General features: G+C 45.3%; 16 protein-coding genes. 2 read left to right on the forward strand and 14 right to left on the reverse strand.

The window, feature by feature from the left end; all coding sequences use genetic code 11:
• Positions 1–66: 66 nt before the first annotated feature.
• The 6 genes from DESAL_RS18565 to DESAL_RS18590 all read right to left on the reverse strand — a co-directional run bounded on the left by DESAL_RS18565 (position 67) and on the right by DESAL_RS18590 (position 9,691).
• A complete protein-coding gene (locus tag DESAL_RS18565; RefSeq protein WP_015853507.1) occupies positions 67–2,169 on the reverse strand; it encodes a hypothetical protein in 2,103 nt (700 codons plus the stop codon).
• 120 nt (positions 2,170–2,289) lie between these two features.
• A complete protein-coding gene (locus tag DESAL_RS18570; RefSeq protein ID WP_015853508.1) occupies positions 2,290–4,407 on the reverse strand; it encodes an STT3 domain-containing protein in 2,118 nt (705 codons plus the stop codon).
• A gap of 40 nt (positions 4,408–4,447) precedes the next feature.
• The gene (locus DESAL_RS18575) at positions 4,448–5,887 is read right to left on the reverse strand and encodes a GspE/PulE family protein (protein WP_015853509.1); all 1,440 of its coding nucleotides are present in this window, start codon (positions 5,885–5,887) and stop codon (positions 4,448–4,450) included.
• Positions 5,888–5,938: 51 nt separating this feature from the next.
• On the reverse strand, positions 5,939–7,954 hold the full coding sequence (gene gspD / locus DESAL_RS18580) for a type II secretion system secretin GspD (RefSeq protein WP_015853510.1): 2,016 nt from the start codon (positions 7,952–7,954) through the stop codon (positions 5,939–5,941).
• A gap of 159 nt (positions 7,955–8,113) precedes the next feature.
• Positions 8,114–8,578 (reverse strand): JDVT-CTERM system glutamic-type intramembrane protease MrtJ, encoded by a 465-nt coding sequence (gene mrtJ / locus DESAL_RS18585; RefSeq protein WP_015853511.1) that lies wholly within the window; start codon positions 8,576–8,578, stop codon positions 8,114–8,116.
• A gap of 81 nt (positions 8,579–8,659) precedes the next feature.
• Positions 8,660–9,691 carry a glycosyltransferase family 9 protein gene (locus DESAL_RS18590; protein ID WP_015853512.1) on the reverse strand — a complete coding sequence of 344 codons (1,032 nt, stop codon included), beginning with the start codon at positions 9,689–9,691 and terminating at the stop codon, positions 8,660–8,662.
• Positions 9,692–9,975: 284 nt separating this feature from the next.
• Here DESAL_RS18590 and DESAL_RS18595 point away from each other — a divergent pair, with 284 nt between their 5' ends.
• Complete coding sequence (locus tag DESAL_RS18595; RefSeq protein ID WP_015853513.1) at positions 9,976–10,560, forward strand: hypothetical protein; 585 nt, start codon at positions 9,976–9,978, stop codon at positions 10,558–10,560.
• Positions 10,561–10,780: 220 nt separating this feature from the next.
• Positions 10,781–11,755 (forward strand): 3-oxoacyl-ACP synthase III family protein, encoded by a 975-nt coding sequence (locus DESAL_RS18600; protein WP_015853514.1) that lies wholly within the window; start codon positions 10,781–10,783, stop codon positions 11,753–11,755.
• A gap of 58 nt (positions 11,756–11,813) precedes the next feature.
• On the opposite strand, the gene cysC is transcribed toward DESAL_RS18600, so the two are convergent.
• The 8 genes from cysC to DESAL_RS18640 all read right to left on the reverse strand — a co-directional run bounded on the left by cysC (position 11,814) and on the right by DESAL_RS18640 (position 19,751).
• On the reverse strand, positions 11,814–12,413 hold the full coding sequence (cysC, locus tag DESAL_RS18605; protein WP_015853515.1) for an adenylyl-sulfate kinase: 600 nt from the start codon (positions 12,411–12,413) through the stop codon (positions 11,814–11,816).
• Between the two features lie 4 nt (positions 12,414–12,417).
• A complete protein-coding gene (locus DESAL_RS18610; RefSeq protein ID WP_041722369.1) occupies positions 12,418–14,064 on the reverse strand; it encodes a mechanosensitive ion channel family protein in 1,647 nt (548 codons plus the stop codon).
• A gap of 132 nt (positions 14,065–14,196) precedes the next feature.
• Complete coding sequence (gene wecB / locus DESAL_RS18615; protein WP_015853517.1) at positions 14,197–15,294, reverse strand: non-hydrolyzing UDP-N-acetylglucosamine 2-epimerase; 1,098 nt, start codon at positions 15,292–15,294, stop codon at positions 14,197–14,199.
• Positions 15,295–15,311: 17 nt separating this feature from the next.
• Positions 15,312–16,631, reverse strand: coding sequence for a DNA repair protein RadA (gene radA / locus DESAL_RS18620; protein ID WP_015853518.1), 1,320 nt, complete (start codon positions 16,629–16,631; stop codon positions 15,312–15,314).
• Positions 16,632–16,727: 96 nt separating this feature from the next.
• Positions 16,728–18,182 carry a DUF3426 domain-containing protein gene (locus DESAL_RS18625; RefSeq protein ID WP_015853519.1) on the reverse strand — a complete coding sequence of 485 codons (1,455 nt, stop codon included), beginning with the start codon at positions 18,180–18,182 and terminating at the stop codon, positions 16,728–16,730.
• A gap of 75 nt (positions 18,183–18,257) precedes the next feature.
• Positions 18,258–18,782, reverse strand: a complete 525-nt coding sequence (hpt, locus tag DESAL_RS18630) for a hypoxanthine phosphoribosyltransferase (RefSeq protein WP_015853520.1) — start codon at positions 18,780–18,782, stop codon at positions 18,258–18,260.
• Between the two features lie 15 nt (positions 18,783–18,797).
• Positions 18,798–19,259 (reverse strand): N-acetyltransferase, encoded by a 462-nt coding sequence (locus DESAL_RS18635; protein WP_015853521.1) that lies wholly within the window; start codon positions 19,257–19,259, stop codon positions 18,798–18,800.
• Between the two features lie 6 nt (positions 19,260–19,265).
• Entirely contained in the window at positions 19,266–19,751 is a 486-nt protein-coding gene (locus DESAL_RS18640; RefSeq protein ID WP_015853522.1) for a TlpA family protein disulfide reductase, read from the reverse strand.
• Positions 19,752–19,824: the final 73 nt, after the last annotated feature.

A 19,824-nucleotide genomic window follows, 5' to 3' on the forward strand; every position in this document is an offset into this window, starting at 1 on the left:
AGAGAGCCGACCCTAAGGCCGGCCCTCTATATTTATCTACGTGGATATAATCCAGTAGTCTGGTGCTTACTTAAAGCGGCTACGTACGATAGCAACCATGGGAGCAAGCATCAGGAGCAGCCATTCCAGACCGAAACCAGCTGCGGGGTTGAATACACAACCGGAGGAGCTGGAGGAGGAACCTGCGATACCGAGAACAACCGGGTCAACAATACCACCATCGATGGTATTGTTGGTGTCGTATGAGCCATTATCTTTAACGACCCAGTTTACGACTACTTCATCAGTTGCATCAAGAACAGAGTTAGGTCCGAGGTAACCGCTACCGTCAGCTCTGGAAATCCACCATGCACCATCGGTGGTGGTAGCTTCGTTTTCAGCGTAGGTAAGGAGATGAGCAGAAGAGCCATCGATCATTACCTTGTAGAGAGCGAGGTCGGAAACTCTACCAGCAACACCAGTCATTACGAACTTAGCGGTATAGTAGAAGTCTTTACCGGGACCCATTTTACCGGAGCTAGTCAGAGTGTAACCCTTAACATCGGTCAAAGGTACGAAATCAGATGCGATACCGGTCCAGTTAGCAAGAAGTTCAGTCTTGGTGTAACCTGTGCTGTTTCTGCTGTAGTTAGTACCGGAAGTAGTGGTCATGGATGCGTTAGTCTGATAGTTCGCAGCAGCACCGGTAATCACAGTGGTGGTAGCTGCAGTCGGAATCAGGAAAGCAAGAGAACGGTATGCAATGCTTGTGTCACGGAAGTCTTTGTTTACATAACTTTCGTAGATACCTACAGAGAAGACATCGTCAGAAGATCTTTTACCGTAGAAGTGACCGATAACGTTACCGTTGACATCTTTAAAGGTAGCATTGGTCTGGGCAATTTTAAACTGAGAAGTAGAAGTTACGTCAACAGTGTACTGATCAAGATCAGTTTCATCTCTGTCAATGTTCTGCAGAGAACCGATAGCACTATCAACAAACCAGTCGTGAGCAGAACCAGTCAGCTCCATGTTACCATCAACACGGAACTGCATGAGACCAGCAGTTGCGTTACCTTTTTCCTGACCAGCTCTACCGGAACCAGTAGTAACTGCAGTGAAACCTTTGTTCATGAGGTAAGAGTTAGAAAGGTCGGAACCATTCTTAACCATTACAGCAAAAAGCTGTTTACCAGCAGTTCTTACGAAACCGGTAACCATGTTTTTGTCAACGTTGATGGTGGAGTTCTCGAAAAGGGTAATGTAGTCGGTATCATCTCTTTCAAGAGCAACGTTACCACCAGCAGCTGCCTTGTAGGTAGTTGCGTTATAATAAGCCCAGTCAGACTTGTCTACAGTGTCAGTGCTGTTAACCAGAAAGTATCTAGCCTGAGCGTTACCGGTAGTGGAAGTAGAATCGTAAGCAGAGTTAATCTGAACCTGACCGAAAACAACAACGGGGTCATTCTTCACAACACCGTATGCGTAGTAATCCCAAGTAGCACCGTCAGCGATATCTTTAAAAGTACCGTTCTGGTAAAGCATGCTCATGGAGATACCGGAACCTTCCTGAGATTCCTCTTTGGTATCAGCACCAACATCAGCAGTGCCGGTCATGTTGGAAGTAGCATTTGTAATACCTACCATCAACTGGTATCCTGCAGCAGGAACAAAGTAAGTTGTAGCGTTCAGAGTTCCGTTACCTCTACCAAGAGTAACAAGACCGCCAATCTGGTTGGTGGAACCGGCTGTAACATCATAAGTCAGGTAATTACCGATGTTTTCGCCGGCTCTGGTGTTATCGTATGCAGTATCGGCAAGACTTCTGGTTACTGTTTCAGCAGCAGCTGTGCCGTTTGTGTATACAATGGTACCGTTAAGGTAACCACCATAAGTTGCACCAAGAGTTGCGTTGATCAAAAAAAGGTCGCTTTTGGATGCGGCTGTCACAATTTCAGAGCGGAACATGTTCATTCTACCCTGAGTTTTAGAGGTAGCAGCAGCAACTGTACCGGATGCGTTCACGCCAAAACCTGTAAGGAATAACTGAGTAGCATTTGCTGTATCAGTCCCGGCAGCGTAACCTGCAATAGTCCCGTTGTAGTACGCAGGATATTCAGCGGTCAGTGCGAATGCACTGGAAGCGCAAAACACGAGCAGTACTGTAAAAATACCGATAAGTTTTTTCATAATGAAAAACTCTCCATTTTTATTTGCGAACACCCGCAAACCCTATGTTTACGGCATGTAGCGCAATTTCATAGTAAAGCATTACAAGAAATCACTTAAAAAAACAACCCTAAACATCTATCAAAGTACTTCATATATTCTGATCATCGGAAATCCTTCATAAACCAGCTTAAATCGGCCATTAATCTCAGGGGCGGCAGGATCCATCAATAGTAGTCGAAATAAAAGACTGTTTTTAGCCAGATCATCTACAAGATATCCATAATTAAGATAGCTATTGTAAACGAGAAAAGGTCCTGCAGACTGGGGATAAATATTACTTTCCCCTACCCCTAGTGAAGCTACGGCATATCCGGAAAGAGGAAGAGCATTGCCATCATCAAATGTTACCCTCCCTACCTCTCTATCCAGATTAAATCCTGATCTGACCGCAGAAATATTCGGATGCACTCCTTGTCCATTCAACAAATTGCAAGATCCATAGTACAATATCCAGTACGCCAGTCTTACATCAGCCCAACTGGCTATTATATATTGTTTAGGTGTATCCTTGAATTCATAATTCTTAAAACCAAAACTACGAACAAGATTCACTACATCTTTAACATCCATTTTGTTCCAAGCGGTAGCTGGAACTCCATTATGCGATGCAGAGTATTTAATAAACTGATTAGCCTGCATAAATGAAGGCGTAGTGTAAGCAAAAGCCAAAGGAAACAGAGTAGTTCCACCATGATTACTACCATCGGCAAATGATTTTTTGCCAGTATAGTACATAGTTACGTACCCCCAATCCCACCAGGTCCAAAAAGTACTCTCCGCAGGAGAAATTGTGGACATCGCCTTCAAAGCTCTTGCATGCTCCTGATAAATAATCGGAGTAGGCATGGCCCTTTTATACTGTGGAAAAACGTTTAACATTAACAGAGCTATTAAAAAAATTGGTGCTATAGCTGCGCAAACCCTCTGCTTCTTACCTAACGTTAAAAAACTAACCATGAGCCAATATAAAAAGTAGCTCCCTCCAAGACCAAGCACTACCCCACCAAACATGGCAAAACGACCGCCTAACTTGACCGCAGCTGCGGTCATTAAGGCAAAAGGCAATAACAATAAAACATAGGGACGCTTAGCCAAAAGAAATAAAAATCCCAGAAGCCCAAAGCAGGATAAATACATACTGCCGGTCAAATCGCCTAGCAACGCTACCAATTTGACATTTTGGACCTCGATAACACTCTGACCAATGCTTGGATAATGAATTTGGGCTGCACTCTTTACGACGACATCTGACACAGGTTTGAGGTATGACTGAATTTTACTCCACAAGAATATAAACTTAACCCCTGCATCACTAAAAATCAGCACCAGAAAAATGACTAAGAGATAAAGATAGATACTTCCTAAAAACCTATGGCATTTAAACTCTTTTTTCTCAGAAAAAATAATCAAAAAAACCGACAGCAGTATTCCTACCCAGCCCAACATTGCTGCCAAGCTAAAAGCTGTTATGCCCTTCAATAAAGTAGCCTTGCTCTCTTTATATCCACAAAGAAGAACAAGAAATATTGAAGCAAAGAGGGCGAAGAGCCCAAACAAAAAGACATCCCCGTGCCACAGTCGCCCGTAGCTGACACAGCCCCCCGCAACAATTGGAATGATGTATTCGGAAATGGAAGGCTGGAATGAGTCTGTTTTGGTAGTACTGGGGAGCCAGCTATTTCTAATCCCTCTACTGACCCAGTAAGCCAACAGAACAGAGATCAACAACGGAAATAAGAGAGTTACCAGATCCGTGTCATAATAGCTCAAGCGTGTTCGGAAATAAAACAGTGGAATTGAAGTGGCAAACACACCGGCACATAGTCCTATCCACGGCCCGGCAACAAGCATCCCCCAAGAAAAAGCGGCTATTGCTGTAAATCCAGCAAACACAGCAGGAAGCCAGAAAGCAATATTTCCATACGGCGCTCCAGTAAGCTCCCCTATTGTTTTAACGAGGCCTGCCATGGGGTTGCTTACCGCTCTACCGACTCCCTTTGCACCTGCCAGCCATGCATATGCATCATGGGTTCCCAAAATGTATTCGCCATCAATCATAAATGCGGGATTATCCCATTTAGGCAAGTCAACACATCTCAACGCAAAAGCAAAAAGAAAGGACATCAATGCGAATAAGACATAAGCCTTCCAGCCGGAAAAACAGTCTGCCTTAGAGGATTCAGCGTGAGTATTCATAACAATACACCTATGAGTCTTTGGCGAAAAATTAATTGGATTAAAGCTTAGTAACTCGAACAACTTCTTCAAGAGTGGTAACACCTTCACGAACAAGACGAATACCATGATCGACCATAGTTTCACGGCCCATTTCTTTAGCGTAAGCCTTGATCTGGTCTGAAGAAGCAACTTCCATAATCAGCCCGCGCATATCCTCTGTAACCGGGATAAGCTCGTAAACACCGCGACGCCCGCTGAAGCCAGTGAAGTTACAATGCTCGCATCCGGCACCGGCTGTCTGAGTGGAAGGAAGACCAGCTGTCTCCTCAAAAAGCTTATAGGTATTCTCGGACACTTCTACTTTTCTGGAACAATGTTTACAATTAACGCGAACCAAACGCTGACCAAGCACAAGAGAAAGAGAAGATGCCAACAGAAAGGGCTCAATTCCCATATCGAGCATTCTGGTGACTGCAGTGGCTGCATCGTTAGTATGCAAGGTGGACAAAACAAGGTGACCGGTAAGTGAAGCCTGAACCGCAGTGCTTGCAGTTTCCTGATCTCGAATCTCACCTACAAGGATAATGTCCGGGTCCTGTCTAAGGAAGGAACGAATGGTAGTCGCAAAGGTCATGCCTGCAGCCTTATTGACCTGAACCTGATTGACCCCGGAAAGTTGGTATTCAACGGGATCTTCTACGGTAACAATATTCTTGTCATCACGTGGAAGCTCACTTAGACCGGCATATAAACTGGTAGTTTTACCAGAACCAGTCGGCCCGGTAACAAGCACGATACCGTGGGGCTGGGCAAGAACTTTTCTGAACAACTCAAGATCTGGGCCTTTGAGGCCAAGGTCTTCAAGGTTAAGAATATTTTTAGAGCGATCCAGTACACGAAGGACAGCCTTTTCCCCACTCATGGTAGGAATTGTGGAAACACGGACATCAACTTCCTTCTGTCCGAGTTTGAGAAAAATACGTCCATCCTGCGGCTTGCGGCTCTCGGCCACATCCATCTCACCCATAACCTTAATACGGGCAATAACAGTAGGTTGAAGCCCCTTATCTAAGCGTTTTACAGCTTTAAGCACTCCATCTTGACGATAACGGACAACAAAACCATTGCCCTGACCCTCGAAATGGATATCACTGGCACCAGTGGAAATGGCCTGATGCAAAGTCTTGTTAACTAGTCGGACGATGGGAGCATCGTCATGAGACCAGCCTAACAAATCCTGCCCATCTTCGCCTTCGGAGTCATCGGAATCAGACTCAATAGCACTCTCTTCTTCCCAGACAGTAAGAGCCTGTTCAAGTAGCGGAAAGAACTCTTCCTCGGATACAATTTCAGAAACAACATTTTTTCCCAGCTTCCATGACAAAAAGTCTGCCATAGGCAAAGAAGCCTCGTTCTGAAGGAGCACTTTGATTTGTTTATCCCTGACTTCAACGGGTATAAACTCATTACGCTGAGGAAAGGTCAAAAAAAGGTCCACTACTTCTCGTGGGACTAAATTGAGATCATATATATTACTCAACTTTACGCTCTATAAACCATCTGAGATAGAAGGTGTTTTATCATCGGATTTTTTAGAATCGCTACCAAGAGTGCTAAACTCTTCATCAATGAAATTACTAATTCGATTACGCTGATTTCTGTATTTATCCATTTTGGCTTTACTCAAGGCTTCAAGACCTTCAGTGGTCTGTATAATGCGTGCGGAAAGAAAAACCATCAGTGTATTCTTATTTCCGCTGTTACTAGTAGTCTTGAAAAGCCAACCCAATAAAGGCAAATCAGAAAGATAGGGAACTCCTGCCTCAGTACGGGTATGGTCAGCTCTGATCAATCCACCGATAACCATGGTCGAACCATCAGCCAAGAGTACTGTAGTGTCGGTCTTACGGTCATTTGTAATCGGCAACTCTGTAGTACTGGCCTCAGAGACAGTATTATAAGTCTGATAGACTTTCAGCTTAACCAACCCATCTTCACGATTGATTCTCGGAGTGATCTTAAGCTTGATACCAACATCCTTATATTCGTAAGTTGAAACAACCGCATCACCGCTGGTCGAACTTTGCCCTGTTTTGTATGGTCTATTCTGACCGACGAAAATTTCGGCTTCAGCGTTATCCAGAGTCATGATCTGAGGAGCAGATATAAGATTAAAATCAGTGGCAGACTTGGTAAAGTTCACCAAAGCTCCAATAGTGGGAAAGCTTCTACCTGCATAAGAGATGGTATCGCCCAAAACCCCCATGGAATACCCACCAGGAACATTCGAAGGGTTAGACGCGTAAGCGGAAAGATTACTATCCTTTGCTTTAGTATATCCCAAAGTAGCGACACTCCCCCCAAGATCAATTCCGCCCTGCCATTCAACCCCGAATTCCTTAGCATGATCTAAAGTCGTCTCAAGAACAAGAGCTTCAATATAAACTTGGTCTTGTGCCTGGTCCAGTTGCTCTACAAAGTTATCAATTTGGGAAAGTTGATCCGTTGGAGCCATAACAATAAGAGTATTTGTTGCTTCATCTGCGGAGACCTGAACTCCTCCGGAATCGTTGGAAGAGGCCGAGCTTGTGTCCCTGCTGGAAGAACTTTTCGCGGCAGAATCACCTGCTACTGAATTCTTTGAATTTCCCTCCGAAGGAATTCCTCCACCAGAAATAAGACTTTTCAATACCTCACCAGCAACAACGGCTTCAATATTATGAAGCCTATATATTTTCATCTTGGAATAGGATTCACTGGTCCGATCAAGTTTTCCTATAAGGCTTTTGATCGTATCTATCTGGTCGCTAGAACCAGAAACAAGAAGACTATTGGCCCAATCAAGAGATTCAATTACAGGTGGAGCACCTGTTTTTCCAGAAGTAAAAAGTTTCTTATAAAAAGAGGTCAATTTTGTAGCCACAGTCTTGGAATTGCTCTTTTCAAGCTCAATAAGTGTATGTTCCTGCTGCGCCCCTGCTCTTTTCAAGATACCCAGTAGTTTTTTCATCTTATTAACATTATCTTGCAAATCCATAACCATAACCGCATCGGCCATTGGGACAGAAGTTACCGTTCCTATACGAGACTTTACCTGAGTCAGGACAGCCTGAACTTTTGCCGGGTCCATCTTGCCTGCAAGCTGAAAAACTGAAGTAATTATCTCTTCACCATTCCCTTTCGATGGAGCAGCCTTAATTTCTGGTGAGATTGTTTTGGCATCTCTGATGGGCAAAACATAAGTGACATTGTCTCTGGTCACGGCATGAAAACCAGACCCACTCAACACCTGCTGAAATACGGCCATAAGCTCTGGCTCGGTAAGAGACTGACCTGCGTAAATGCTTACAAAAGTCCTTGGTAATGATTCTTTATTGAAAACTATATTGCGCCCTGTATAACGCCCTACAAATTTCACAAACTCATCCAAAGCGATACTTTCAAGGTTGGCGTGAACACCATCACCACCTTCAGGCTGAGCCGCGGCAGCGGAAACCATGAGAAACATGGATAAGAACAGGACCACAAAAAACTTACAAAATTTATTCAGCATATTCAGCGCCATAAGCTCCGCCGGTTATCCGGTAAAAATCATTTTTATCTGCATAGAATTTTCGACTATCCAGCCGACAATCCCTAAAATTCTAACAACTAAAAAAGTTATATCTCAGCAAACATCCTACACTTGCAAAAGCCAGTCAAGTTTTCCCTGCTCCGGCCAAGATTACATAAACTGATAAAACAAAAATGCATTATAGGCAAAATGGATTAGGGTAACCGAAACAATACTACGGTATCTCTGCCATATATATCCAAAAGCCAAGGACGGAAAAAAAGTAAGCAAAGCCCAATGGGGAGGTTGATGTATTAAGTGCACACAAGCAAACGTCAACGATGCCGAAAAGTTAGCCAGACTTAATGGCCCCAGTCTCCACCGATACTTAAAAAGTCGGTCAATTCCTTCCTGCAGCAAAAACCTGAAAAAAAACTCCTCAAACAAAGCTTTCAAGAACAACAGGTTCAAAGAAAGTTGAAGATCCGGCTCAGGAACATATAGACCTACAAAACCGAAAGAAAGAAACAAATAGAAAATCGGATCGGTAAGGCTGTATGCCCCCCATTTGAATTGACACCAAATCCCTTTCAAGATTCGGTTTACGAAAAACTCATAAACCATACGCTTTGTCATCTACCCATTTATTCAATTATTAAAGCACTTGAAAAGGATAAGTCCCAACTTTCCACTCAAGAGAATCCTCTTGTAGCAGGTTTACACTCTATCTAAAACCCTTAAAAGAACATCTTCAGGCAGAACTTTCGTCAGGCAGGCCAAATCACCCCGATCACACTTCTCTTTGCCGCAAGGCTCACACTCAATACCAGCAACAACCTCTTCGTGTTCAGGTGAAGGAAAAATCCAACTTCCAGAAGAACCGGGCATAACTATACTTTGTGTACCGACAGCAACAGCAAAATGCCTCGGAGCAGAACAATTACCTATATGCAAAACCGCCCGCTCAATTAAGGCAGCCATGAGTCTCAAAGACCCCGGTTTGTCAACCATGACACACTTATCGGCCACCCCGGACTCTTCCATTACCTTAATGGCAACATCTTTTTCGCCAGGGCCATAAAGCAGAAAAAACTTAAAATTTGGACGTTGCTCCGCGATTAGTCGGATTAACTTTCCGTAATACTCTTCAGGCCATTTACGGGTATGCCTTCTGTGGGATGCATCAATTGTAATCAACGGTTCATCATCAGCTACACCAAGCATATCAAGACAGTCTTTTGCCTCAGCACGCTCTTCATCTGAAGTATAAATTTTTGGACGCTCTGAATTCCACTCAATACCAAGCGGTTTGAGCACTCCGGCTTTGTACATAGCTGCGTAGCCCCCCGGAATATATTCAGGCCAATTGGTATACAGCCAACGGTTATACCATGGCGGCATATCGGCGAGTTTAACCGGGGCGTCACTGAACAACACAACCCACCGGCAACGGGGAAGCTGCTGAAAATCTACAATAAGGTCATATCCGGATCGACCAACTCTCCAATAAAAGGCCAAGGCCTTCAACGGATTACGAAGCTTCTTTTTATCAATAGCCCAGACATGGCTGACTGCCGGATTATTATCAAATACTTGAGTGCACTTGCCCTCTGTCAGGACATGAATTTCAGCATCAGGATATTTTTTTTGGAGAAGGGAAACAGATGGGGTAGCCAACACAACATCGCCAATCTGGCGCAACTGACAGACAAGTATTTTCTTAGGATTAATTGATGATATATCTTTCACTTTAAAAAGCTCACAAATCTTGTTTCAAACGATCATGACTGCCAAAAGGCACGGAAATAGAGCACACCCACCCTATAAAGTCCAGACTAAGTAAACAGGAAATAACGACCACCCCCAAAATACTCACAGCCAGCTTGCAATTAAACCAGCACGTAGCCCCGGTCAAGTTTTCGCATCAAGACAGACTCTCCAGAAAAACAACTTTGACAAAAACAACGTAGATCAATTAAATTGATACTAAGTACATTTTCACAACCAGAACACCAAATAACACGGGAGAAACCATGAGCAAAAAGACTCTGTATTTAGTGACTCTACTCTTAATCATTTTTGTTTGCCCCAATACAGGTCTTTCCGACGACACAAAAATGAAAGACACAACACTTCAATTATCCTACAAGCCGATTGATATTGATGTCCCACCTTGTCACGTCAAAATCGCGGTTGTAAAATTTACAGAAAGCAAGCCTATCAAGCAAATTGGTCAAAGCAAACTTTTTACGTACTACCCTTCAATAGACATTGGAACCTGGATGGGACAGTCGCTCTACAAACAGCTCAAAGCTGAAGGTCTGGATGTAGAATATTTTGAAACCATGGATGAAGCGGGAGACCTTTTCATCATCACCGGTATCGCTAACAAGGTTTATATCAACCGCCCCGGTCAGCTTGAAATGAATTACAAAGTCCGTCTGGATGGCATGGTCACTAAGAATAACAAACTGCTTTACGCCAAAAACTATACATCCAAACAAAAAAAAGACATGAGCAATACAGGCGACAATGCTGGGAAGCTAATGGCCGGACTTCATGATATTTTCTCTATATTCCTTCCAAACGCAATTAAGACAATCAACGAAAGCCAATAATTACCTGCATTACAGACACCTATTATATATGTCCGGCATATTATTGATATGCCGGACATTTTATGTACACCAGAGAAGGTATATTATTTTGCCCTGTAAGCTTGCCTAGCATATAAAATCTCGCTATTAGAAGCATCCCCGGCCTATTTCATACCCGATACTACTTTATCCTTAACTACCTTCTTTTGAAGACAACAAGCGCAATACAGTTGCAAGAGCAATGAACAGCTTTATCAATAATATAGAATACTATCTCCCTGAAAATATCATCGACTGCCATGAACTGGATAAAACCAAACCTCACTGGCATGTCAGCAATTCACTGCCCAAAACAGGTGTGCGCTACCTGCACCACTCAGCTAAAGACGAAACCACCATGCAGCTGGCCCACAAAGCCGCGTCAAAAGTTTTGTCCGGGCTGTCAGACGAAGAACTTCCGGATACACTGATCGTCTGTACCCAGACCCCGGACCAACTGCTACCCCATGTTTCCGCCTGTCTGCAACACGAACTCGGTCTTCCTTCATCGACCAAATGCTTTGATGTAAGCCTCGGCTGTAGCGGCTATTGTTACGGACTTTCCATTGCCTACGGCTACTTGGCTGCCGGAATATCTGAACGGGTTCTCTTTGTAACTGTCGACAATTACTCCAAAACAATTGCCCCGGAAAACAAGACATCTTTCCTTATATTCTCAGACGGTGCAGCTGCGACAATTATCGATAAGCCCGAAACAGCCCCGTCATTTCTCTTTGGAACTGACGGAAGCCGCAGTGAATCAATACGCTGTCTCAATTCCGGAATCAGCGTTGTAACAGGTAAAGACCCCGATGCTCCTATCGCTAAGCCAGACATGCAGATGGATGGATTTAAGGTTTTTCAATTCACAGTGAAAACCATTCCGGCTGAAATCAGGAAACTTGCAGATCAGGCCGGAACAGGCATGGATGGAATCGACCTTTTCGTCTTCCATCAGGCCAGCAATAAGGTTCTTGAATCTCTTACGGACAAACTAGATATCCCGGAAGAGAAAATGATCATAGACCTTTATGAAGTAGGCAACACCACCTCCTCCACCATACCCATTACCCTTAAGCGGGCCGAAGCAAGCGGCAAGCTGAAACGAGGAGACACGATCATGCTCTTCGGCTTCGGGATCGGACTGAGTTGGTCCGGAGCTGTAATTAAGTACTAAAAAGAAACTCCCCGTGATAATATCGCGGGGAGTTTCTTTTTTTCATAATCTTTGCCGATTAAAAACTGATCTTACCTAGAATAAACTCTTTTACCCTTCCAACTGACTCTTCAAGAGTTTCCTTATCTGTATCAATTACCAAATCGGGGGCTTCCGGTGTTTCATACGATGCTGATATACCCGTATAATTCTTAATTTTACCCTCACGGGCCAATTTGTAATACCCCTTTACATCCCGTCTCTCGCAAACTTCCAGTGGACAGGTTATATAAATTTCATAAAAATCCATTTTCCCAATAATCTCGCGGGCCATCTGGCGATATTTTTTTAGTGGGGAAATGAATGCGCACATGCAGATTGTCCCATTCTCTGTAAACAGTTTCGAGACTTCTGCAATACGCCTGATATTCTCTGTTCGGGCAGCCGGAGAAAAGCTTAAATCTCCACATAATCCGTGACGAACATTGTCACCATCAAAAACATAAGCCCTCATGGACAGGTCAAAGAGTTTTTTTTCCACCTCATGGGCAATGGTAGATTTCCCGGAACCGGAAAGACCTGTGAACCAAAAAACCGCAGACCGATGACCGTTAAGTTTCTCTCTATCTCCCCTAAAAACTTTTCCGCGATACTTCAGGACATTTCTTTCACTACTCATGGAGTTAATCCTCGACCTTATGTAGATACACATCCTGCTGTGGAAACGGAATTACGATTCCTTCAGCATTGAAAGTCTTATAAATATCACGACTGAGTTCATGGATCAGCCTCCCCCGGTCATGGGGACGTGCGGCCCAGCAAAGCAACTCAAACTCAAGTGCTGAATCACCAAACTTGCGGAAACGGACCCGAGGAGCAGGCTCGTTGATAGTCAGCGCGTTTTTCTCCGCTGACATCATCAGTAACTCTTCAACCTTATCAACATCGCTACCGTATGCTACGCCGAGTTTAATGCGTACCCTGAAATGCGGATGGGGACGACTTTGGTTCACCACCTTACCATTGGTGATAACCGAGTTTGGTATTGTGATCATTATGTCATCACGGGTTTGAATCCGTGTACTGCGCATGCCGACAGCTTTAACTTCCCCGCGATCCCCGTTATCTAGGACAATATAATCTCCCGCCCTGAAAGGGCGGTCCAGAAAGATGGAAACTCCGCCGAAAAAGTTAGCCAAAGTTTCTCGGGCAGCAAGGGCTACAGCAACACCGGCAATACCTGCCGAAGCAAAAATAGCCGTAACCGGAATACCGAAATAGCTACCCGCATTGTAGAAAAGCACAAACACAAGTCCGAATGTAACCAGTCGACACCCAAGCCTGATCACATCAGCATCGAGAGCCTCTTCCTTGATCTTGGAAGTATGGATAATGCCGCGCATAACCACATCACCACCTATAATGATGGCTACACCCGCGAATATGGCAAAAAGGAACTTCAACATCATGGATACCCATGAAAGCACATCGCCCGTAATATTGATCTGCTCATCTATGATGTACTCAAGTACAACACAGATGAACATGGCATAAAGCGGAAACAACAATCTTTCCCATCGCCAATTCCACTTACGGACCCTGCCTTTCTGTTTCTTATGCCATAGCCAAACGAACCACATGCTGAGGTCTCCCAGCACAAGAATGGTTACCATTGCAATCCATTGCCAGACAGCCTGTCCCAGATAACCATCCTTCATCCATTCAGGCAGTTTCTTTAAAAATCCATCCGGTATCATCCAGCCGGACGAATAAATATATTGCTCATAAAACCCAGTATAATTTTCACCCTTATCACTACGGTAAGGGAGATGGCTCACTTCATCGTAATATTCTTCTAAACGCCTAACCGTTTCAGGAGTGAACAAATAGGAACCCATACGAGGGCCGTCCGGGCAACGTCCGATAGTGATTTCTGTATGGGGGAGACGCCAAAGCAGAATATTCTGTTTCTTTACTTCCGATTTATCAGGGACATCGGCAAGGTCCGGCAATTCGATGCGATCCAGAATCTCCCTCAGCCTGAGTACAGACTCGACACTCACATCACTAAGAAGACTAGGCGGGACCGTGCTGAAATCAAAACACCGCTCAGCACGCTGCATAAACTCTCTTTCAAGAAACAAATCTTCCTCGGCAGCCGTAGCCGCTTCGTAAAGCTTATCAGTATAGTGGATAAAGCTGGAAAAAGTTGCCCTAGGGCTTGATGTGTCCGGCGGTTCCAGCGGAAAAATACTGGAGGCAAAAACCGATTTGCTAAGCAGAACCAAAAACATCAATGAAGCAATAACACAACGAACACTGGATGGCATAAAAATCCCCTTTTTCAATTTCTGCCGTACCTTAACACGAGCACCCATGATTTTTCCATTGTTTAAACAACGAAAAAAACCGCTCCTGAACATCAGGAGCGGGTTCACTTTATAACTTACAACAAAATCTAATTAGCTGAGGAAATCCAGCAGGACTTTCCAGATACGCTCGGAAGCATGACCATCCCAGCCATCAATCTTCGGAGCCGGATTACCGGTCTTCTTCAGGGCGTTTTCGGTTTCTCGCAAGATGTTCTCACCGGAAATTCCGGCCAGCACGTTGGTACCTTTCTCAATTGTGACAGGCCGTTCGGTATTCTTACGAACGGTTACACAAGGCACGCCAAGAGCAGTTGTCTCTTCCTGCAATCCACCGCTGTCGGTAATAACCACCTGCGCGTCTTTCCACAGGAACAGGGATTCCCTGAAAGAAAGGGGAGGAAAGGTATGCACGTTTTCAGAAAAAGAGACCCCGAAATGGGCCATCATCTTCTCGGTACGTGGATGGATGGGGAAAAGCAGGGGTAAATCTTCGGCAATCTTATTCAGAGCCTCGACAATACCTTCCAAAACCTCACGGTTATCGACATTGGAGGGACGATGCATGGTCATGAAACCATAACGCCCGATCTTCTCCTTCAACTCGCGGCTCTGGTAGTCAGCGACGACCTCAGGTCCCAAGCGGTCCACATTGTGGAAAAGGTTATCGATCATAACGTTGCCGACATGAAAGATCGTATCCGCATCCTTACCTTCACGGAGCAGGTTTTCCCGGCCGTGATCTTCAGTGGTAAAAAACAGATTGCTGATGGAATCTGTAACCATGCGGTTGATTTCTTCAGGCATGTCCATATCACCGCTGCGAAGTCCGGCTTCCACATGGGCCACCGGAATATGCAGTTTACGCGCAGTCACCGAGCAGGCCAGAGTGGAATTAACATCCCCCACAACAACCACAAGGTCCGGTTTTTCTTCCATGCACATTTTCTCGAAAGCGATCATAATCGCTCCGGTCTGCTCAGCATGGGTTCCGGTGGATTTGCCCATATTAAATTTGGGCTTAGGAATGTCCAAGTCCTCAAAAAAGACCTGCGACATCTGGCGGTCATAATGTTGCCCGGTATAGACCATCTGGCATTCAACGCCCTCAAGATCACGGGCTGCACGGAAAATCGGTGCAACTTTCATCAAATTGGGTCTAGCCCCAGCAACCAAAAATACTTTTTTCATAGAATTTCCTAAATAGCTTATTCAGGACCGAACAACTTTGCCTGCAACTCATCTAAAGTCCGGCAAGTCTCTGACTGAAAAATAGGTCCGTAGCCCAATCGTTGAGCCTGCTTGAGCCTTGTTTCCCCGCCTGATGCAGGCCGAATGCGGCCGTTTAAATCCACCTCACCCCAGAAAACAGCTCCGGGTTGCAAAGGACGGTCATAAAACGAGGACAAAACTGATGCCACCACACCCAGATCCAATCCGGGATCGCGCATGGCAAGGCCGCCGCCGATCTTGGCATAAATATCCAGCTGACCCAAGTTCAAATTTAACCGTTTTTCCAGCACAGCCAGAATAAGGTTCAACCTGTTGGTATCAAAGCCTAATGCAGTCCGGCGCGGGATAGAAAGCACGGTACGGCTGGCAAGGGCCTGTACTTCCACAGCAAAGGGCTTATGTCCGTCCATTGCCATGACCACAGCAGCACCGGAACAGGAATCATCACGGTCGCCAAGAAAAAGAGTCGAAGGATCTTCAACAATCTCCATACCGGACTGGCGCATAGAAAAGACAACAAGCTCGTCACTGGGACCGAATCTGTTCTTAAGAACCCGCATGATACGCATCATGTGCTTGCGGTCGCCCTCAAGGTACAACACCGTATCCACCATGTGTTCCAGCAGCTTCGGTCCGGCAATCTGCCCATCCTTTGTCACGTGCCCCACAATCACTAAGGTAGTGCTGGTCTTCTTGGCTGCTTCCACAAGCTCGGAGGAAACCGCCCGTACCTGACTGACACTTCCGGGGATTCCGTCCGCCCTTGGAGATGTCAAAGTCTGCACCGAATCAATGATCATCAGATCAGGCTTTTCCGGAGCCTCCAAAATAGACAGAGCTTCTTCCGCATTGGTAGAAGCCACCGCCATAAGGCCGGATTGCAATACACCCAGACGATCCGCCCTGCCCCGAATCTGGGCCAAAGATTCCTCGCCGGAAAAATAGACCGCCTTGTTACCCATGCGGCACTGCTCCGCCGCCAGCTGCAACAGCAGAGTGGACTTACCGATCCCCGGTTCACCGCCCACAAGTACAGCTCCGCCCGGAACAAAGCCCTTACCAAGCACAGTATCAAGAGGCTTGAATCCGGTTGAACGTGCTTCGGTATGTTCTACAGGGATATCCGCCAAAGCAACAGCCAAGGAATTGGCAGGAGCATGACTTACGCCACCCTTGCGGCGTACAACCACCTTCTCCTGCAAAGTGTTCCACTCTCCGCAGCGAGGGCACTGGCCCTGCCATTTCAAGGCCTGCGCTCCGCAATTAGTACAAACAAAAACGTCTTTAGTTTTCATAGGTGAATACCCTAAATTTAATTCACATATAAAAAGGCGGGAGATTTAGCCTCAAAAGCAAATCTCCCGCCATTAATTCATTCCGAACAGGCAAAACTATTTCTTAGGCGGATTCTTGGCGTCTACTACGTTGATGACATACTCTTTAACTGCGGGCGAGGGCTTGAAGAAAACGACCATAAAAGGCGTATCCATACCCGGCTTGAGCAGAGTGTTGTTGGAGAGTATGCCGACCTTGGAGCCAAGTCCGGCCTCTATTTCTTCTTTGGACTGCACTTCCAGCTGGAACAGGGAAAGTGTGTTTCCACAAAGCAGACGCTTGGAATCAAGAACCTGTCCCTTATCATCAAAAAGCTGTGCTTCAACTTCAATCAGCTCTTTGGGCTGGCTGAAATTGTTAACAACCTTACCTTCGATGATAAACAACTGTCCGGCCTTGTCATTATTGACGTAGAACTGGCGCAGATCCTTAAATGAGAACTTACTGAACCTCTTGGAAGGCGGTTCGTTCGAATCGGTTGTTCCGGCATCGTCAGAGGAGACAAAGGGGATACTGAAAGGCAGGCTTTCCCAAAGTTTGAGATACCATGCGGCTCCTGCGCCACCGGCAAAAAGGATCAGGATAATCAGAGTAATGATCAGCCCTTTTTTACCTTTCTTCTCATTTTTCTTGGATGCGGGAGAGTCGAGATTGTCATCGAGATCAAAACCGGTAGCTTCATCATCAAGGTCAAACCCGGCTATTTCGCCATCATCAAGTGCGAGGCCGTCATCTTCTTCCAGATCATCATCGGCGAAGTCCTCTTCTTCGAAATCTTCACCGTCTTCAAAATCTTCCTCTTCAAAGGTGCCATCGTCTTCCTCAACCTTTTCATCATCATCGAAAAGATTGTCTTCGGTAAGATCAGCACCGTCATCCTCATCGCCGAACAGATCATCATCGTCAAAGAGGTCATCACTTTCCTCTTCGGCTTCTGCACTGGCTGCGGGAACGGAATCTTCTTCGGCATCATCATCGCTGCCGAACAACTCATCGTCTATATCAAAATCATCTCCTTCCGCAGGAGCTTCCTCGGCGGCAGGCTCTGCAAAAGGATCATCATCGTCATCAAAAAGGTCGGCCCCGATTTCAGCATCAGCGGAATTATCATCAGAACCGAAAAGGTCATCTTCAAGGTCGTCAGAATCATCTGCGGAAGTTTCACCAGCCTCGTCAGTGCCGATATCACCGAACGGATCTTCGCCAAGCTCTTCACTCAATTCATCAGCAGCCTCATCAAAGAGGTCATCCAAATCAGGCTCTGGCTCCGGTTCGGGTTCTGGCTCAGGTTCTGGCTCAGGTTCAGGCTTGGGTTCCGGTTTCGGTTCCGGTGCAGTTTTCGGCTGCTCCTCTTCAAGCATGGACTCAACTTCATCCTCCGGCTCGGCGGCGGGAGGAGTTACCTTAAAAATATTTCCGCATTTGGAGCATTTAACCTTAGCTCCACCTGCCGGAATCTTACTTTCCGGTAAATTGAATTTGGTCTCGCAATTTGAACACGTAATAATCATGGACCACTATACCTGCCATTGAATAGGTTTAACCGACTCTATTTATTACAACTTTAAGAACAAGAGACCTAAAAACTAGGCATTCTCGAGTTCATACACTGCACTTAAATACCTGTATTTTTCAGCATAGTCCATTCCGTATCCCACAAGAAAGCCATGATCGAGGACAAAACCGGGAAATTCTACTTCCAGATCAATCTCACGACGCTCTCTTTTATCAATCAGAGCGCAGGTTTTCACGCTAAGCGGGTTACGTTTTTCAAACACATGCTTGAGGAACTCAACAGAGTGTCCGGTATCAACGATATCTTCGATGATCAGCACATGCTTGTCTGCAATGGATACTTCAAGATCCTTGGAAAAATTCATATTTCCGGTACGGCTGGTTCCTGTGCCGTAGCTGGAAAGACGTACGAAATCTATTTCAGGATCGGAGGACAGGGCGCGGGTGATGTCAGCAAAAAAGAGGTAAGCCCCTTTAAGTACGCATACGCAAACCAGCGGTTCCTGACCGTAGGTTTCGGAGATTTCTTTACCTAAAACCTTGATTCTTTCAGCAATTATTTCTTTGGAATAAACTTCTTTAAGGCTATGGCCCATGATAGTTTTCCTTGTTTATTTCAGTTTCATGATCATTGGAATTTCATCACAATCCGGAAACTGGGGACAGTTGATGCAATCGGCCCAGATTTTCTGGGGCAGCACATGCTTATCTGTTTCCACAAATCCTAGTTTTGCAAAGAACTTCTCAATATTAGTCAACACAAATACGTCGCAAACACCCAGTTCACGCGCTTCCTGAAGACAGGATTCCACCATCTGTGCACCCAGATTGGAACCTCGTGCTTCAGGCACAACAACCAAAGACCGCACTTCTGCCAGACAATCCCAGCTTATGGCAAGTGCACAACAGCCGATAATTTGGCCGTCTTCATCTTCAGCCACAAAAAAATCTCGCAGATGTCCATAAATGGAGTTCAAGGGCCGGGGCAGAACCATTGCGTCCCTTGTCCGGTCTTTGATGATGGAATGGATGTGCTTGGCATCTCCCATCAGAGCTTTTCTAATCTTAAACATCCGCGTCTACCGATCCTTTAACATCTTATTAATATATCTTTCAAACATGGTTCCGGGGTAGCTTCCTTCCTTATCGAAAACACGCTGCCCCGCAGGATCGTAAAGCATGGTTCTGGGAATAGACTGAATCCTGAAGGCTGCGCCCACATCTTCAGCGGCAAAATAAACCGGATAATTAAACTTTGCGCTTTTGAGCATAAATTCATCAACGGCAGCGCTGTCCTGATCCACCGAAACGCCGATTATTACCAGATCATCATCAGAGAATTTCTTGCGCAATTCGATGAGTTCAGGAATCTCCGCACGGCAGGGAGGACACCATGTAGCCCAGAAATTAACCAGCACAACCTTGCCCTTGTTTTTGGCGATAATATCCTGAATCCCCTGAGCATTAACAGTGTCGACACCCTCAGCGGTTTCCGCCTTGTTACATCCGGCTACAAGCACCAGCAACAGAGCAATCAATATGCTTAATTTATTAAATATCTTCATATATTTCCTCTAACCGAACCTAGAGTTCAGTAAGTTATAAACAATCCACTAGCAGATTCCATGAAATAATTCA

Source organism: Maridesulfovibrio salexigens DSM 2638, assembly GCF_000023445.1.
In the GTDB taxonomy this organism is placed as follows: Bacteria; Desulfobacterota; Desulfovibrionia; order Desulfovibrionales; family Desulfovibrionaceae; genus Maridesulfovibrio; species Maridesulfovibrio salexigens.

Excerpts from the sequence above, each read along its gene's own strand:
- DESAL_RS18565 (WP_015853507.1), bottom strand. The coding sequence starts at position 2,169 with ATGAAAAAACTTATCGGTATTTTTACAGTACTGCTCGTGTTTTGCGCT.
- DESAL_RS18570 (WP_015853508.1), bottom strand. The coding sequence starts at position 4,407 with ATGAATACTCACGCTGAATCCTCTAAGGCAGACTGTTTTTCCGGCTGG.
- gspD (WP_015853510.1), bottom strand. The coding sequence starts at position 7,954 with ATGGCGCTGAATATGCTGAATAAATTTTGTAAGTTTTTTGTGGTCCTG.
- mrtJ (WP_015853511.1), bottom strand. The coding sequence starts at position 8,578 with ATGACAAAGCGTATGGTTTATGAGTTTTTCGTAAACCGAATCTTGAAA.
- DESAL_RS18595 (WP_015853513.1), top strand. The coding sequence starts at position 9,976 with ATGAGCAAAAAGACTCTGTATTTAGTGACTCTACTCTTAATCATTTTT.
- DESAL_RS18600 (WP_015853514.1), top strand. The coding sequence starts at position 10,781 with ATGAACAGCTTTATCAATAATATAGAATACTATCTCCCTGAAAATATC.
- cysC (WP_015853515.1), bottom strand. The coding sequence starts at position 12,413 with ATGAGTAGTGAAAGAAATGTCCTGAAGTATCGCGGAAAAGTTTTTAGG.
- DESAL_RS18610 (WP_041722369.1), bottom strand. The coding sequence starts at position 14,064 with ATGCCATCCAGTGTTCGTTGTGTTATTGCTTCATTGATGTTTTTGGTT.
- wecB (WP_015853517.1), bottom strand. The coding sequence starts at position 15,294 with ATGAAAAAAGTATTTTTGGTTGCTGGGGCTAGACCCAATTTGATGAAA.
- radA (WP_015853518.1), bottom strand. The coding sequence starts at position 16,631 with ATGAAAACTAAAGACGTTTTTGTTTGTACTAATTGCGGAGCGCAGGCC.
- DESAL_RS18625 (WP_015853519.1), bottom strand. The coding sequence starts at position 18,182 with ATGATTATTACGTGTTCAAATTGCGAGACCAAATTCAATTTACCGGAA.
- hpt (WP_015853520.1), bottom strand. The coding sequence starts at position 18,782 with ATGGGCCATAGCCTTAAAGAAGTTTATTCCAAAGAAATAATTGCTGAA.
- DESAL_RS18635 (WP_015853521.1), bottom strand. The coding sequence starts at position 19,259 with ATGTTTAAGATTAGAAAAGCTCTGATGGGAGATGCCAAGCACATCCAT.
- DESAL_RS18640 (WP_015853522.1), bottom strand. The coding sequence starts at position 19,751 with ATGAAGATATTTAATAAATTAAGCATATTGATTGCTCTGTTGCTGGTG.